Origin of the sequence: Novosphingobium oxfordense (assembly GCF_044029435.1) — a bacterium.
GTDB lineage: Bacteria > Pseudomonadota > Alphaproteobacteria > Sphingomonadales > Sphingomonadaceae > Novosphingobium.
This window is the reverse complement of record NZ_CP147005.1, coordinates 2,490,183-2,505,651: the sequence shown is the minus strand read 5'-3', so window position 1 is coordinate 2,505,651 and position 15,469 is coordinate 2,490,183. Positions and strand designations below refer to the sequence as shown.

Below are 15,469 nucleotides of genomic sequence, written 5' to 3'. Positions count from 1 at the left end.
ATGGCGAAATCAGTGTCTCTTGGAACCGGTCGCCGTTTTGCAACGATCACCGCAGCAAAACAGCATTTTGCGCCGATGCCCGAACGCAACGACCTCAAACAGCCCTTTTCCGGCGACGATCTGGCGGACATAGCCGCCCTCTATTGCGATTATTGCGCGAGGACGAATTGGCCGCTTCCCGCCGCACCAGCGTCTTTCTTCCCGTTTTACGAGCGTGATCAGGGGTATACCACACGCTGTTTCGGTGTAGACTTTACAGATGGCTCGGCAGGCAGGTTCTCGCTGAACATGGCGCTCAGGGCAGTTGCCGTCTGAGACGACAGAGGGTCACCCAAGACGTGAAACTCGATCGGTGCCCGAACGACAGCCTCCAACCGGAGGCTGACCAAATTTTTTCTTCCCCGCTTCCCGTTTTTCTCTCCATCTCAGCAATGGGAGAAGAGGGGACGATCTGCGACATGTCTGACGGGGTTGAAACGCTATCGATCGAGGAGGTGACCCGGCTATTAAGCCGGTTGCGCCAAGCCGATCATCTCCGTCTCGCCGCGCTTGCGCAAGCCTGGATCAGCGGTTGTCCGCGACGCGAGGCGACCGAGCTCCTCAACGAAGCGCTTACGCGCGTCCTGTCAGGCGCCCGCCCATGGCCCGCCGACGTCGCGCTGCCCGCGTTCCTGTCACAGGTGATGCGCAGCATTGCCAGTCAGTGGCGGCATGAAGACCAACGAGAGCCGCTTCTCGAGGATGCCGATGTCGTTCGCGACGAGAGCGTAATTATCTTCCACGATTTTACCGACGTGCGCGAACGCATGCGCAAGGCGCTTGCCGGCGATCCGGATGGCCTCGGCATCTTCGAGCACATCCTCGCGCAGACCAGTCGCAAGGATGTGCGCGCCGAACTCGGCATCGACGAAACCCAATATGATACGGCCAGACGCCGGATGATCCGTACCCTGCATGACCAATTCAACCCTGGATGGACCCTATGACGACGCCCCGCGACTCCGACCAGCTTCTCGTCCTAATCGCCGAAGGCATCCTTGAGGCGAGCGATGACGAGATCGTCGCCGCCGCCCAGGCACATGGCGTCGATGTGACGGCTCTTGAGCGCAAGGTCCGCGAGATCATCTCGACCCGCGTCGCCGCTGTTCAGGCTGCCCCGCAACTGAATTTCGCGATCGGCGCCACCGTCGCGCTCCGCTCCGATCCCGCCCGGATCGGTGTGATCACCGGCATCACGCCCAGCAATCGCGAAACCCGGCTCAGCGTATTCATCGATGGGCGTTTGGAGACCTGGTATCTCAGTCAAGTCGTCGCAGCGGATCTCGCGCCTGGGGCGGTGCATGCGACGCTCGACGAGTTCAGCGCGCGGCTCACCGCCCTGCAGCTCTCCGAGCCCAGCATCGCAAACCTTTATTCGCTACAGGCCGGGCGTATCGACTTCATCCCCTACCAGTTTCGGCCGGTGCTCAAATTCGTGCGCGCCGATCGCCCGCGCATGCTGGTCGCCGATGAGGTAGGTGTCGGCAAGACGATCGAAGCCGGCCTGCTGCTACGCGAATTGCAGGCGCGCCGCCCGCTGCGCTCGGTCCTCATCGTCTGCTCGAAGGCGCTCGTCGTGGAAGAGAAGTGGCACCGCGAAATGCGCCGCTTCGACGAGGAGTTTGTGACCCTGGCTAGCGACGACTTGCGCTACTGTCTCGACCAGACCGATATCGAAGGCGAATGGCCCGACCGCTTCTCGCGCGCCATCCTTCCTTTCTCGCTGATCAACGATAATCTGCTGCAGGGCTTCGGCCAGCGTGGCGGCGGGCGCGGTCCGGGTCTCAGCACGCTCGATATGCCCCCACGTTTCGATCTGCTGATCGTCGACGAAGCCCATAATGCTCGCAACAGCGACACCAGCCTGCATCAAGGGTTGCGGCTGCTAGCCGACAATGCCGAGGCGGTGGTGCTGATCACCGCCACGCCAGTGCAACTGGGCACGGGGGATCTCTTCTCCCTGCTCAATCTTCTCCGCCCCGATCTCGTCATCGACCGGCCGACATTCGAGCGCATGGCCGAACCGAACGAAGCGATCAACGCAGCGATCGCGGCCATCCGCGGTGCCTCAGATGGCTGGCAGGCCGCTGCACGCGGCCACTTCCAGGAAGCCGCCGCCACCGACTGGGGGCGCGCCATGCTCGCGCCTTCGCCGGAGTTTCGCAATCTGCTGGCCGCGACCGCAGCGGCGGAGACCGACGATGATCGCGTCCGGCTTATACGCCCGGCAGAAGGTCTGCACAGCTTTGCGTCAATGATCAGCCGCACGCGGCGCCGCGACATCGGCAACTTCACCAGCCGCAAGGCGCGAACGATCGAGGTGCCCTTCACGCCTGAGCAACGCGCCATACACGATGACCTCTTGTCCCTCCAGCGCGCGATCTACCTGCGGACCCATGGTGCCGGGCCACTGGGCTTCCTGATGACCACGATCCGTCGCCAGGCCGCGAGTTCGCTCCATGGTCTCCTACCATTTTTGGAATCGATCCTGTCGCGGCGGCTGACCGACCTCGACATGGTCGAGATCGGCGGCGATTCGCTTGAGACCGAGACAGCGGTCGACGCGATCCGGGATGAAATCGCCGCGATCGTCGAACGCGCGCGGACGCTGCCCGCGGACGATCCCAAGCTCACCCGCCTCATCGAGATCATCACCCAGAAGGCCGAGATGCCCAATCGCAGGCTCCTGCTGTTCAGTTCGTTCCGGCACACGCTGGCCTATGTCGAAGCGGCGCTGCGCGCGAATGGCGTTCGCGTTGGGCTCATCCATGGCGGCGTCCCAGATGAGGATCGTCGCTCCCTACGCAAGGCGTTCGCGCTGCCGCCCGAGCATCCTCACGCGATCGACGTGCTGCTGTCCTCGGAAGTCGGTTCGGAAGGTCTTGATTTCCAGTTCTGCGATGCGCTGGTCAACTATGACATCCCCTGGAACCCGATGCGCATCGAGCAGCGGATCGGTCGTATCGACCGTTATGGGCAGGCTAGCCAGACAGTCGCGATCTACAATTTTGTGACGCCGGGCACCGTCGACTTCGACATCTTCAACCGCTGCCTTCTGCGGATCGGTGTGTTCGAACGCGCGATCGGTGGCGGTGAGGCGATCCTGGGCGAGATCGCCGGCGCGCTCCAGGCGGTAGCAGATGATTTCACGCTGACCGACGAGGAACGCGGCGCCCGGCTCCAGCAGTTGGCCGATAACGAAATCCGCCAGGTCATCGAAGCTGATGCGCTCGAGGAGCGCGAGGCTGAACTGTTCGGCGTGCGCATCGAGCGCAATCGGATTAACGACGAGATCGCGCAGGCGTCGAGCCAATGGCTGGAGCCGAGTGCGCTCGAGCGGCTGGTCGGACTGCATCTCGAGCGCGAACTCGAAGTGGGCCGCAACCCTATCAGCGGCCAGGGGCCGGTTAAGAGCCTGCGGCTCTCCGCCGACGCACGGCGACGGCTGGTTCCGGCCCGTGGACGCGGCACGCGCCTCAATCTCGCCGAGCGGGAATGGGAAAGCTGGCTGCGCGGAGACCAGCAGACCCTGGCGCTGACGTTTGATCGGGACACCGCCAACGCCGATCGGGGCCTAGCCTTCATCACGCCGGTTCATCCGCTTACGCAAGCCGCCGCCCGGTCCTTTGCCCGCGACGAAGAGATCCAGGTTACCTTGAAGGTCACCGACCCGGCGCTTCCGCCCGGTGATCACCCGTTTGCCATCTACCAGTGGCAAATGCGGGGCCTGCGCGAGGATGCCATGCTGGTCTCGGTCGTTGAAGACCCGATCGTCAGCGCGGCGTTCACAGACATCTTCGCCACGGCCAAGGACGCCAGCGATGTCGGCTTGCCGGGTGCTGCTGTGATCGAAGGGCTTGAAGGCTGGCACCATGAACTTTGGACCAGCCGTCGCGCCGCCCATATCGCCGAGGCCGGCGAGCTCGCACGCTTCCGCCGCGACAGTCTCGAAGCCAGCCACAATGCCCGCATCGCCATTCTAGAAGAGCAATTGCGGCTGGTCTCGGAGGATCGCATCCGCCGCATGCGCCTCGGCCAGCTTGCGCGCGCCAGTGCCGATCACCGCGAAGCGCTCGACAATCTCGCAGCGGCTGAACGCCGCGCCGACATCCTCCCCCGCCGCGTCGCCGCGGGCATTCTTCGCGTGGAGCATTGATCATGGGCGAGGCTTTCGACATTTGGCTTGAAGCCTTGCAGGCCCGACGCGAACGCTGGGTTTTGGCCAATCTCGAAAACGATTTTGAGCGCGGCATTTGGAATGCGACGGTCGAGAAATACCCCGACCCCAGCCACTTCATTTTCGAGCTGCTACAGAACGCCGAGGATGCCGGCGCATCGCTTGTCCGCTTCCGCCTTGATGCCGATCGTATCCAGTTCGAACATGACGGACGGTCGTTCGATCGCGCGGATATCGAGGGCATCACCGGCATCGGCAATACGACCAAGATCGATGACGGCCACAAGATCGGCTGCTTCGGGATTGGCTTCAAAGCGGTTTACGTCGTCACCGACCGGCCTGAGGTGCATTCGCGCATCGAGGGCCAGCCTTTCGCGTTCGCGATCGAGAAGCTGGTCGTTCCGCGTATCATCGCAACCGAGCACCGGGATACGACCACGCGCATCGTGCTGCCGCTTCGCCCCGACACGGCCGACACGATCCTTGGCCGCGCTCGCGAGGGTCTCGCCGCGGCGGGCCCGCGCGCCTTGCTATTCCTGCGCAACATCAAACGCCTCGAATGGGTCGAGGGCGATCGCCAAGGCCACGCCGAGGTCACCGACAACGCCGATGGCGTGCGCTCGATCCGATCCGTTCTTCCCGACGGCTCTGGCCGGCGGGAACGGTTCTTGATCCTCGCCCGCTCGGTCGAGCAGCGCGAACAGCGCAAACAATATGAAGTCAAGGCCGCGCTGCGCATGAACGACGGCGGCGAGCTGGTCGCCGAAGATGCTCCGACGCGGCTGATGGTCTTCTTCGAAACGCAGGAGATCACCGGCCTGCATTTCCTGATTCACGGGCCTTTCCAGCTCACCGACAACCGCGCCAACATCAAGCTCGACGACGCCTGGAACGCCGAACTGATCGAGACGCTCGGCATGCTCGTCGCTGATACCTTGCCCGACCTGCGCGAGCGCGGTCTGCTGAAGCGCGGCGTTCTAGAGCTGCTGCCACACGCCGGCGACGAACTCCCGGCCATGTTCGTGCCGATCCGGTCGATCATCGCGAAGCGGTTCGCATTCGAACCGCTGATCCCATCCCATGCCGGCAAGTTCGTGATCGCCGGCGAAGCCGTTCGCGGGCCTGCCGAACTGCGCGAACTGCTCGGCGACGAGGGCCTCACGCAATTTGGTGACCTGGCTGGTAAGAGCTGGATCATCACCGGCCTGCGGAACAGCCGCACCGAATCCTTCCTCACGATGCTCAAGATCGAGGAATGGGGGCATACCGATTTCTTCACCGCCTTTCAGCGCGCCTTCGGCCAGAACCAGCTCTGGAACCCGACGGAGATCGAAGCTCGCAAGCGCGGGCTCGCCTGGTTCGACGGCCTGAGCGATGACAATGCTCAGCGTTTCTATCTTGCGCTCGACCCGGCGATGAAAGCGCAGAAAAGGACGGTCTCGCTGACCAACCTTCGCTTCGTGCGCATCGAGGGCGCTCGTCGTTGCGCGCCGGGAGTGGCGGTATTTCCGCCCGCCGACACCGCGCTCGATCCCGAGGCGGGCCAGTGCGATCTGTATCTGGTCAAAAACAGCCTCATTCGCGGTGGCCGCGGCCGCGGCAAGGATGTCGAGGCGCTCCTGCGGCGCCTCGGCGTCAAGGACGTAGACGAAAAGGCCTATCTGCAGGCGATTATCCGCACCCAATATCAGGGCGATGGACCACGGCCGAACCGGGAGCGGCATCTTCAGCACATGCGCCGCTTCCTCCGCTGGTGGAAGGAGCATAACGACGTAAGCCTATTCACCGACAAGGCAATCGTTCGCGCCGGGGCTGACGCCGATTATCACGATGCCGAGACGGCCTACTTTGGCGAGCCATATCTTCAGTCGGCCCTGGTCAAAGTCTATGACGGCAGCATCGAAGGGCGAAATCGGGTCGCGCTCTGGGATGGCTATGACAAGCTCAAGCGTAAGGATCTGGTCGAGTTTCTGACCGAATGCGGCGTCGAAGACAGGCTGTCCGTCGTCTACACGAAGATTCCCCACACCCATCCGCATTATAGTGATTTGAAGCATGGTTTCGGATCGACGCGCCACATGGGGACCGGCACCGACGTCGATTACAAGATCAGTGGAATCGACGCTCTTCTCGCGCGCGGCGATCCTGCAATTTCACGCCTGATATGGGAGGCCGTAAAAGCCCACGCGCCCTCGATCATGATCGCAAGCTATTCGCCCAATCAATCGCGTAGCGCGGTCCAGAAGCCCTCGACCCTTGCGATCGCTTTGCGCGATGCGGCCTGGATTCCGGCAAAGGACGGCACACTGCGACGCCCGCGCGACATCACGCCCGCCGAACTCGCCCATGGCTATAGTATCGGCGGCAATGAGCCTTGGCTTCAGGCGATCGGGTTCGGCGAGGAGCAGCGCAAACGCAGCGATCAGCATAAGGCGCGCCTCAAGGCGGGTGAACTAATCGGCCTCAATGCCGAGCTGGTAGAAAAACTTGAGGGCCTGCCCGCCGACGTACTCGCGGCGCTGAATGAGGACATCGCGCGCAAGCTCGACGCGCGCGCCTATGAACAGATCGAGTTCCCCGAGCGCGAGACGCGCGACCCTGATCGGCGTGCGGCGCGCGTCGCCGCGCGCGCGCAGACCGCGCCGGCGAAGACCTATGAGGTCCGGGAGCGCAGCGTCCGCACGAGCAGTAATGAGAGCCGAGCGACCGCGCGCAGCTATCTCGAAGACCATTACACAACTCGGCTTGGTGACATGATCTGCCAGGCATGCCAGAAGAAGATGCCCTTCGCGCTGCCGGACGGTTCGCCGTATTTCGAAGCCTCGGAACTGCTCGACGGTACGACGACCGAACACGCCGAGATCCATCTTGCCATGTGTCCGGTCTGCGCCGCGAAATGGCGCCATGCCAACCCGATGTCCGACCCGGAGCTGAGGGCGCTGATCGCCGGGGCGACGACTCCCGAAATCGATATCACCCTGGCCGGTGAACCGGTCAGGCTTCGCTTCACGCAGGTCCATCTCGACGACATTCGCACTGTCAGCGGAACAGGGCGTCCAAGCTGATCACCAATCCTATGCTGGAACGGCGGCCTTAGCAGAGCTCAAGATTCATAGCTGACAGTCGCGAATGTCCCAATTCCGGTTGCTCAGTGAGGGGTGTTGTTCGTCGATCATGGCGGATTAGCGAGCTTGACGGGGCTGGCCTACGAAAGCCGTGCTGCGACGCCGTGTGTCCCGCTCCAGCCGTTGGCTGGAAAAACCAACGGCAACCAGCTTATTGATCTGAATAGGTCTTTCGCGTAGATGCGCGAACAGCCAATCCCGGCATGTTCCTGAAATAGGAAAGGAGAAAGTCATGCGAGCAGTCTTCGATCGTCTCGAAATACGTCTCCTTATCCAAGATACTCAGGAACAGATTGCATGGGCAATTTCCTGTCGGGCGCATTATCGCGCCTGATCTCTGCGCGCGGCGTTTTTGCCGCTGGCAATTTTCTTAATACCGACGATCGGAACTTGAGCCGCAAGGCGCTCTCCTTTGCAGGGGAGGGCATTGATGCGCGCTAACATGTTCAAGGTCATCATCGAGCGGCCGCGCTGGGGCGCCGGCCATGCCTCGTCCCCTAAACTCAAAAGGACACTTGATCAGAACCTCAAGCATATCGGGCTGATGCGTCATGCCTTCGAAGGCGCGCGCTACACCAAATCTCTCAGCGAAAACCTTGCCCCGCTCGTGCGTTTCCTGCGCAGCCGGTGCGGGCAGCCGTGGGATCTCGTGTTCAGCGAAATCTGCGCTGGGCTAGACACCGGAAGTGCGGTGAAGATGCATGTGCGCCAGCATCTCGGGGATTTCGTCATCACCCGGATTTCGATCGGTCGGTACGGCGAATGGCTGTTCGAACGGGAAGTGCTGACTGTTGGCAGGCGCTGGTCTCGGCGGCGCGCGTTCTTCGTCGATCCGGCGGATGGCATTCTTTGGGATTCTGCCCTGCTGGCGGGGCGCTTGCCGCAGGCCAATCGGGTCGTGATGGCAGGCCGGGCATGATGGACAGTTCCATTACCCTTATCGGCCGCGATCCTGCGCGTTTCGATCCTGTTGCGCTTGATCAGCTCGAGGCCACCGCGCGCCTGGATGGTATGGGCCGTGTGGTTGGTCTGCCCGATCTGCATGCGGGCAGCGGCATCGCCGTTGGCGCCGCCTTCTGGTCGCCCGATCGCATCTGGCCGCATCTTGTCGGCAGCGACATCGGGTGCGGCATGGCGCTCTGGGAGACTGGTTTGCCCGTGCGCAAGTTCCGGGTCGGGACTGTGGAGCGCAAGCTCCATGGGCTTGATGGCCCCTGGGACGGGGATGTTTCGTCGGAGCTCGTTGGGGCAGGGCTGCCCGCCGATCTTGCGAGCCCTGCGCTTGGCACGATCGGCGGGGCAACCACTTCGTCGAATTCCAGCGCATCGAGGACGTCGTCGATGCCGATCGCTTTGCGGCCTTCGGCATGGCGGACGACCGCGTCTGGATGATGGTGCACAGCGGCTCGCGCGGCCTTGGCCATGCGATCCTGCAGGAGCAGATGGCGCGCGGGGCTGACAAGGGGCGGTTGACGTCGAGTGTTGATGCTCGGGCCTATCTGTTGCAGCACGATCAGGCGCTGGGCTGGGCTGTGCTCAACCGTCGCATCATCGCTCAGCGCTTCTTCGAGGCGCTGGGCATGTCGGGCCGGCGCCTGGTGGACATCTGCCACAACAGCGTGACGCCGCATGATGGCGGCTGGCTGCATCGCAAGGGCGCGGCTCCTGCGGATCGGGGATTGGTGACGATCCCCGGATCGCGCGGGGATTTCAGCTATCTGGTCGAGCCCGTATTGGAGCGGGCAGAGGAGGCACTGTGTTCTCTTGCCCATGGGGCAGGGCGCAAGTGGAGCCGCAAGGACGCGCATGCGCGTCTATCGCGGCGCTATCGGGTGTCTGACCTGCAGCGCACCAAGCTCGCCAGTCATGTGATCTGCGAGGATCGCCGGCTGATCTTCGAGGAAGCGCCGGAAGCCTACAAGGACATCGGATCCGTGATCGCCGATCTGGAACACGCCGGTCTCATTCGCGTGATTGCGCGGCTGCGTCCGCTGCTCAGCTACAAGACGAGGGCCGCATGAAGGAAATTATCGTCCATCTGACGGCCGGGAAGGGGCCGCGTGAGTGCCGATGGGTTCTGGCGCAGCTGGTGCGGGCATTCGCCAGGGAGGGGGCACAATGCGGGGTGACCTGCGAAGTGCTGGAGGGAAGCGAGGAGCTTCCCTCTTCCCTGCTGATGCGTGTCAGCGGCGAAGATGCCGAGGTCTTCGTTGGCGACCGGGTCGGATCGATCCTCTGGGTGGGGGACAGTCCGTTCCGTCCAGGGCATCGGCGTCGCAACTGGTTTGTCGGGGTTGGCATGGCTCCGGAGCCGGAAGCGGTCTGCGACTTTAAGGACGAGGATGTCGACTATCAGGCCATGCGGGCAAGCGGTCCGGGTGGTCAGCATGTCAACAAGACCGACAGCGCCGTGCGGGCCGTGCACCGTCCCAGTGGTTTGGTTGCGACGGCGCAGGAGCAGCGATCGCAGCATGCGAACCGCAAGCTGGCCCGGCTTAAGCTGGTCCTGATGCTGGAGGAGCGGCGTGGCAGCGCAATGGATGATGCTCGCCATTCGCAATGGTCGGCACACCAGCATCTCGAGCGAGGCAATCCGGTTCGCACTTATGTTGGGTCTCAGTTCAAGCTGAAGCTTGTGAGGTAACGGCGGTCCGGGCGCGGGGCGTGGGTTTCGCTGCGCGTCCGGATGGCGGTTGATGTTTGGGTTGAAGCGGAAGGGCGATCTCGGCGCTGGTGGGTTTGCTCGGATGGCTGGCCGTGGGCTGCTGGTCCGTCTTTGCGGGGTAGCGGAGGTCTTCCTTCGATCTGTCTGTTTTGCGGAGCTGGTTCGAAGACCGGCTATGGCCGGGATGCTGTCCCCGCGCGTTCCGCGCGGCCGGGCTCTATTTCGCTGCGCTCAACCGAGCCGCCTCACGGCGTCTCGTCCCTTCGGGTCACGATCCCTGACAGGGGCGGCCCGGTGGGCCGGATGTTGTCGCCGCGCCTTTGGCGCGTCGGCGTGGGCCTCGGCTCCAGGGTGACGGGGGGCGTCACGGACCCATAGCCCCGCCATGGCGCGGTGCAACCCGGGCTTTGCCCGGGTCCTCCTCTTCGTTCCGGCCCTTCGGGTGCACCCCGCCATCTCGGCGAGGCTCCTGGTCCGCTCCTGCCGCCCCCCGCCACCCCGGCGCCGGTCCATGGCGGTTTGAGGAAAGGAGTAGGGTAATGAGCCCGATTCGGAGTTTAGGCCTTTATGAAGAGGTCACTTCCCGCATCATCGCCGAGCTTGAAGAGGGGCGGCTGCCCTGGGTGCGCCCTTGGGACAGTACGCGGTGCCCCTGCATGATGCCGCGCAATGCTGTTACCGGGCGGGTCTATTCGGGAATCAACGTGCTGATCCTGTGGTGCGAGGCGGTCGATCGCGCATTCGCTTCGCAGCGCTGGTTGACCTATCGGCAGGCTCTGGCTGCGGGCGGGCATGTCCGGCGCGGCGAGAAGGGGACGGTCATCTGTTATGCCGATCGCTTCACGCCGAAAGACGAGGCCGAGAAGGCGGCGGGTGAGGACCGTGAGGCGCGCACGATTGCCTTTCTGAAGCGGTTTGTCGTCTTCAATCTCGATCAGATCGAGGGGCTGCCGGAGCGGTTCGATGAGGTCGAGGCGATACCCGATCCGGTCATGGCGATTGCCGAGGTCGACCGGCTGATTGCTGCCACCGGCGCCGACTTCCGGATCGGTGGGGACGAGGCCTATTACGCGCCCAAGCAGGACTATGTGCAGGTTCCGCCGCAGGCCGCTTTCCATGAGCCGGTGAACTGGTTTCGCACGGCGCTGCATGAACTGGGGCACTGGACCGGGCACGCCAGTCGGTTGAACCGTGACCACACCGGACGTTACGGTTCGCCCGCCTACGCTAAGGAGGAACTGGTCGCGGAGATGACGGCGGCCTTTGCCTGTGCTTCGCTGGGGATCCATCCGACCGTGCGGCACAGCGACTATATCGGCTCTTGGCTCGAGGTCCTGCGCGCCGATGAAAAGGCGATTTTTCGAGCAGCCAGCGCTGCCAGCAAAGCCGCTGATTTCCTCCTCGCATTCGGGGAGGACGCGGCATGAGGGGGCTTCGGTTTTCGCTCTGGTGGCGCAGGGGCATGGGTGGCGGCAGGGGTGGCGGCAGGGGTGAACATCGCGCTCTGCCTGCGCAACCTAGCGTACCGCCGGGCATCGATCTGGAAGCGCTGGGGGAGCCGCCGCCGGGATTGGTGGAGCGGCTGGAAGCGGCCATGGCGGCGCTGTCTGCCGTGGACCGCGAAGTCTTCCTTGCCGTGCGTATCGACAACATGAGCTATGTGGAAATAGCCCAGCACACCGGCCGCTCCGTGAAGGACATCGAGCGGCGGATGAGCAGGGCCATCGGAACCATCACACGAATGCTGGAAGAGAGCGGCGGGGTTTAGCCCCGCCGTCTTTTCCTTGCGCCTGTCGCCCCTTATGCCCCACAGTCGAGCCAAGACCATGAAGACCGATCTCGATCACCTCCCCGAACGCAAGCGCCACGATCTCGAACGCGTGGTGCAGATCATCTTTGCGGAGTTCGCGGACCTGACGGCCATCGCTACCCAGAACTGGAAGAAGCAGGCCCGGATATCGAAGGTCATCCTCTATGGATCCTACGCGCGCGGAAACTGGATCGAGGATCATCTCGGCGGGTATTATTCCGACTACGATATCCTTGTCGTGGTGAGCGATGAGCGGCTGGCCGACCCGGAACTCTGGAGCCGCGCGCAGGATCACTTGATGCGCGAATACGGGATCGCCAAGCGCATCTCCGCGCCTGTGGGCATGGTCGTCCACAGCACCGCGGACGTGAACTATCAGCTCTCGCGCAGCCGTCCGTTCTTCATCGATATCGTGCGGGAGGGCATCGAGCTCTATTCGCTCGACAACACGCATTTCGAGCAGCCCAAGCCTCTCGATACGGCCGTCGCGTTCCAGGAGTCAGAGCGCAACTTCAAGCAGTGGTATGGGAGCGCCGCCGAGTTCCTTGATTTGTCCTACGATGCGATCAAAAAGGGCTACAAGAACCGTGCAGCCTTCTTGCTGCATCAGGCCACCGAGCATGCCTATCACGCGGTCCTGTTGACGCTGACACTCTACAGCCCGAAGTCGCACAACCTCACCTTCATGCGAAACAAGGCCGAGGATATTGCGCGAGACCTGATCCCGGTCTGGCCGCGCGATGCCAAGTTCACGCGGCGCTGTTTCGAACTGCTCCATCAGGCTTATGTGAAGGCGCGCTACTCGCCCCACTATACGATCCGCGACATCGAACTGGAATGGATCGTCGAGCGGGTTGAACTGCTTCACAAGCTGACCAAGGAAGTCTGCGAGGCGCACCTGCTCTCGTTCCAGCGCAGCGTCTAGGCGACTTCCTTCACCTCGATATCGAGCGTCAACTGCAGCACGTCGTCGTTTCCGGCGACGTTTTCCGGCTGCAGGGTTTCCGTGCCGCAGGCGAGCGTGATCCAGTCGAAATCCCAATCGAGATCGAGCGCTTCGCCGATGCCCTGACGCACGAATTTGACCATCGCAGCGCCTTCGCTGGCGATGGCAAAACGGCATGCAGTTTCGCCCGGGATCCAGCAGCCGCGCACCAGCGTTCCATCCGAGAACGCCAGCGAAAACCCTTCCGCAATCCCGCGCGCCGGGACATCGAGAACCGTCTCGATGTCGCCGGTCAATTGCAGCCGATTGCCGTCCGTGGCTTCAATCCGCAGGCCCATTCGTTCGCTCCTCTTCGCGACTCAGCTAGGGGAGTGAATATAGAACAAATAGCGAACATAAGGAAGGCCGAAGCGGTTCGCTCGGTCGCTATCGGCATGCTGGTTTGTGGGGGAGATAGGGGAGTGGGAGGGCTGCTGGGTATGGGGAGGGGGTAGGCAAGTTAAAAGGCGTCGTCTCGCACTGCGATCCAACGCATTGTCTGCACATCGTTTTTTACGAGATTCGGGTGGTTTGGGGGCAGCGTCATGCCTCCATGGCCGAATTCTCCGCCTCAGAAATGCCGGAGTTCTGCGCCTTTGAGCCTTGCCGGCCATGGAGGCCCTTGAAGCCGCGCTCCCTCCATCCCTCATCGACGGCTTTGTCGGCGAGGTGGGCGATGGATGACGACTTCGAGCTATGGCTGGGTCATATCGGCAAGGAGGGTTCCTTCCGAAATGACATACTGCGCGCGGTCAACCAGGCCGGAGGTTTTCGGCGAACTTCAGGCACTGGGAAGCGCCGCTTCGTCGGTAGCCGGATCGGGCGCGCTGCCGCCGTGGGGCGGATGCTGGCAAGCGGTGATGGGTTCGGCGCATCCCGCTCGCGCCGGGTAATCGTCAAGGCCCGTTATGTGAAGCTAGCGGGGAAAGGCGCCAAGGCTGCGGCCGCGCATCTGCGCTATCTGCAGCGCGACGGTACGACGCGCGAGGGCGAGCGCGGCACGCTCTACGGCCCGGAGAACGACGTCGCGGACGGCAAGGCGTTCCTCGAGCGCGGGACCGGCGATCGCCATCAGTTCCGCTTCATCGTCTCCCCCGAGGACGGCCAGCACTACGAGGACCTGAAGCCGTTGACGCGCCGGCTGATGCAGCAGGTCGAAAAGGATCTCGATACCCGCCTCGAATGGGTGGCGGTCGATCACTACAATACCGACCATCCGCACACCCACATCGTCGTGCGCGGTATCGACGACCGCGGCAAGGATCTGATCATTGCCCGCGATTACATCAGCAGCGGAATTGCTGCCCGCGCGTCGCAAATCGTCAGCCTCGATCTCGGCCCGCGCACCGAGCTGGAAATCCAGCAGGCGCGGCGCTCCGAAATAACTGCCGAGCGCTTCACCCGGATCGACCGGACTTTGCTGACATCACTCGACGAGCAGGGATTGGCCCTGGCCTGGCATCGCGATCCGGTCGAGCAGGGCCTGCGTGCTGCAAGGCTTGGCACGCTCGCCCGCATGGGGCTGGCCGTGGAGGAAGAAAAGGGGCGCTACCGGCTCGATCCCGATCTTGAGCAGAGCTTGCGCGCGATGGGCAAGCGCGGCGACATCATTGCGACCATGCACGAGCGCCTGAAAGCGCGGCCGGAACTGGCGTCGCATGACTATGCGATCTTCGAACCGGGCAAGGACCGCGGCATCGTCGGGCGGGTCGAGGCCCGCGGCCTCTCGGATGAGCACCATGACCGCCATTACATGATCGTCGAGGCCACCGATGGACGTACACATTACGTCGATCTCGGACACGACCTGGCCGATGGCGCCATGCAGGGGCGGATGGTGAGGGTCGAACAGACGGCATATGGAATCCGCACCGCCGATCGCAACGTCGCCGAAATCGCTGCCGCCAATGGCGGGGTATACAGCGTTGCAAAGCATCTCGCCCACGATCGCACGGCGACCCACAAATTTGCCGAGGCCCATGTCCGGCGTCTCGAAGCCATCCGCCGCGCGCAGGGCGGCGTGGAGCGCCATCTCGACGGCACCTGGACAATCCCGAACGACCATCTCAAGCGCGCAGAAGACTACGAACTGCGCAAAGCGCAGAGCCGCCCGGTGACTGTGGAGATACTGGCCGAACGGCCTCTGGAGCAACTGGTCCGACACGACGGCCCGACCTGGCTCGACAGGCAATGCGTCGCCCAGGAACCCGAACAGCTTCAGGGGCGAATGGGGGGCGAGGTGCGCGGCGTTCTCCAGCAGCGCCGGCAATGGCTGATCGAGCAGGGTCTTGCCGAGCAGGAGGGCAACACGGTTCGCTTCAGGGCAAACCTCCTGGCCAGCCTTCAGCAACGCGAGCTTCGCCGGGTTGCCGGACAGCTCTCCCAGGAACTGGGCATTCCCTTCGTCGAGAACCGCAGCGCCCACATCGAGGGCACCTATCGCCGGGCGGTGCAAATTGGCGGCCAGAAGTACGCCGTGATCGAGAAGTCGCGGGAGTTCACGCTGGCGCCTTGGCGGCCCGAACTGGAGAAGCGTCTGAACCAGCAGGTCTCTGGCCTCATGCGCGACGCCGGGATCACGTGGCGACGCGGGATCGAGCGCGGCGGCCCGGAAATCTCGTGACCACCGCGCGAAATGCACCGGAGAGTACCCTCGGTGCACTGGCGA

At 63.3% G+C, this 15,469-nt stretch carries 14 protein-coding genes; 13 read left to right on the top strand and 1 reads right to left on the bottom strand.

Annotated features, from left to right (window positions below):
* The 12 genes from WBP07_RS11580 (at position 1) to WBP07_RS11525 (ending at position 12,741) form a co-directional block, all read left to right on the top strand.
* Positions 1-315: a hypothetical protein gene (locus tag WBP07_RS11580; protein ID WP_395391201.1), complete on the top strand. Its 315-nt coding sequence runs from the start codon at positions 1-3 to the stop codon at positions 313-315.
* Between the two features lie 143 nt (positions 316-458).
* Positions 459-986: a hypothetical protein gene (locus WBP07_RS11575; RefSeq protein WP_395391200.1), complete on the top strand. Its 528-nt coding sequence runs from the start codon at positions 459-461 to the stop codon at positions 984-986.
* On the top strand, positions 983-4,195 hold the full coding sequence (locus tag WBP07_RS11570; protein ID WP_395391199.1) for a DEAD/DEAH box helicase: 3,213 nt from the start codon (positions 983-985) through the stop codon (positions 4,193-4,195). The genes WBP07_RS11575 and WBP07_RS11570 overlap by 4 nt, the downstream gene beginning before the upstream one ends.
* A gap of 2 nt (positions 4,196-4,197) precedes the next feature.
* Positions 4,198-7,281, top strand: a complete 3,084-nt coding sequence (locus WBP07_RS11565) for a sacsin N-terminal ATP-binding-like domain-containing protein (RefSeq protein ID WP_395391198.1) — start codon at positions 4,198-4,200, stop codon at positions 7,279-7,281.
* Positions 7,282-7,638: 357 nt separating this feature from the next.
* The gene (locus WBP07_RS11560; RefSeq protein ID WP_395391197.1) at positions 7,639-7,782 is read left to right on the top strand and encodes a hypothetical protein; all 144 of its coding nucleotides are present in this window, start codon (positions 7,639-7,641) and stop codon (positions 7,780-7,782) included.
* Position 7,783: 1 nt separating this feature from the next.
* The gene (locus WBP07_RS11555; RefSeq protein ID WP_395391196.1) at positions 7,784-8,260 is read left to right on the top strand and encodes a hypothetical protein; all 477 of its coding nucleotides are present in this window, start codon (positions 7,784-7,786) and stop codon (positions 8,258-8,260) included.
* Entirely contained in the window at positions 8,257-8,733 is a 477-nt protein-coding gene (locus WBP07_RS11550; RefSeq protein ID WP_395391195.1) for an RtcB family protein, read from the top strand. The genes WBP07_RS11555 and WBP07_RS11550 overlap by 4 nt, the downstream gene beginning before the upstream one ends.
* Positions 8,667-9,362 carry an RtcB family protein gene (locus WBP07_RS11545; protein ID WP_395395780.1) on the top strand — a complete coding sequence of 232 codons (696 nt, stop codon included), beginning with the start codon at positions 8,667-8,669 and terminating at the stop codon, positions 9,360-9,362. Before WBP07_RS11550 ends, WBP07_RS11545 begins: the two co-directional genes overlap by 67 nt.
* On the top strand, positions 9,359-9,985 hold the full coding sequence (gene prfH, locus WBP07_RS11540; RefSeq protein ID WP_395391194.1) for a peptide chain release factor H: 627 nt from the start codon (positions 9,359-9,361) through the stop codon (positions 9,983-9,985). The genes WBP07_RS11545 and prfH overlap by 4 nt, the downstream gene beginning before the upstream one ends.
* Before the next feature lie 560 nt (positions 9,986-10,545).
* Complete coding sequence (locus tag WBP07_RS11535) at positions 10,546-11,433, top strand: ArdC family protein (RefSeq protein WP_395391193.1); 888 nt, start codon at positions 10,546-10,548, stop codon at positions 11,431-11,433.
* The gene (locus WBP07_RS11530) at positions 11,430-11,774 is read left to right on the top strand and encodes an RNA polymerase sigma factor (protein WP_395391192.1); all 345 of its coding nucleotides are present in this window, start codon (positions 11,430-11,432) and stop codon (positions 11,772-11,774) included. Before WBP07_RS11535 ends, WBP07_RS11530 begins: the two co-directional genes overlap by 4 nt.
* A gap of 58 nt (positions 11,775-11,832) precedes the next feature.
* Positions 11,833-12,741 (top strand): nucleotidyltransferase and HEPN domain-containing protein, encoded by a 909-nt coding sequence (locus tag WBP07_RS11525; RefSeq protein ID WP_395391191.1) that lies wholly within the window; start codon positions 11,833-11,835, stop codon positions 12,739-12,741.
* Here WBP07_RS11525 and WBP07_RS11520 read toward each other — a convergent pair.
* A complete protein-coding gene (locus tag WBP07_RS11520; protein ID WP_395391190.1) occupies positions 12,738-13,100 on the bottom strand; it encodes a hypothetical protein in 363 nt (120 codons plus the stop codon). The genes WBP07_RS11525 and WBP07_RS11520 overlap by 4 nt on opposite strands.
* Before the next feature lie 377 nt (positions 13,101-13,477).
* On the opposite strand from WBP07_RS11520, the gene rlxS reads away from it, so the two are divergent.
* Positions 13,478-15,424: a relaxase/mobilization nuclease RlxS gene (gene rlxS / locus WBP07_RS11515; RefSeq protein WP_395391189.1), complete on the top strand. Its 1,947-nt coding sequence runs from the start codon at positions 13,478-13,480 to the stop codon at positions 15,422-15,424.
* Positions 15,425-15,469: the final 45 nt, after the last annotated feature.

Bases quoted from the DNA above. Each gene is read 5' to 3' on its own strand.
- WBP07_RS11565 (WP_395391198.1), top strand. From the start codon at position 4,198: ATGGGCGAGGCTTTCGACATTTGGCTTGAAGCCTTGCAGGCCCGACGC.
- WBP07_RS11580 (WP_395391201.1), top strand. From the start codon at position 1: ATGGCGAAATCAGTGTCTCTTGGAACCGGTCGCCGTTTTGCAACGATC.
- prfH (WP_395391194.1), top strand. From the start codon at position 9,359: ATGAAGGAAATTATCGTCCATCTGACGGCCGGGAAGGGGCCGCGTGAG.
- WBP07_RS11570 (WP_395391199.1), top strand. From the start codon at position 983: ATGACGACGCCCCGCGACTCCGACCAGCTTCTCGTCCTAATCGCCGAA.
- WBP07_RS11520 (WP_395391190.1), bottom strand. From the start codon at position 13,100: ATGGGCCTGCGGATTGAAGCCACGGACGGCAATCGGCTGCAATTGACC.
- WBP07_RS11575 (WP_395391200.1), top strand. From the start codon at position 459: ATGTCTGACGGGGTTGAAACGCTATCGATCGAGGAGGTGACCCGGCTA.
- WBP07_RS11535 (WP_395391193.1), top strand. From the start codon at position 10,546: ATGAGCCCGATTCGGAGTTTAGGCCTTTATGAAGAGGTCACTTCCCGC.
- WBP07_RS11560 (WP_395391197.1), top strand. From the start codon at position 7,639: ATGGGCAATTTCCTGTCGGGCGCATTATCGCGCCTGATCTCTGCGCGC.
- WBP07_RS11525 (WP_395391191.1), top strand. From the start codon at position 11,833: ATGAAGACCGATCTCGATCACCTCCCCGAACGCAAGCGCCACGATCTC.
- rlxS (WP_395391189.1), top strand. From the start codon at position 13,478: ATGGATGACGACTTCGAGCTATGGCTGGGTCATATCGGCAAGGAGGGT.
- WBP07_RS11555 (WP_395391196.1), top strand. From the start codon at position 7,784: ATGTTCAAGGTCATCATCGAGCGGCCGCGCTGGGGCGCCGGCCATGCC.
- WBP07_RS11530 (WP_395391192.1), top strand. From the start codon at position 11,430: ATGAGGGGGCTTCGGTTTTCGCTCTGGTGGCGCAGGGGCATGGGTGGC.
- WBP07_RS11550 (WP_395391195.1), top strand. From the start codon at position 8,257: ATGATGGACAGTTCCATTACCCTTATCGGCCGCGATCCTGCGCGTTTC.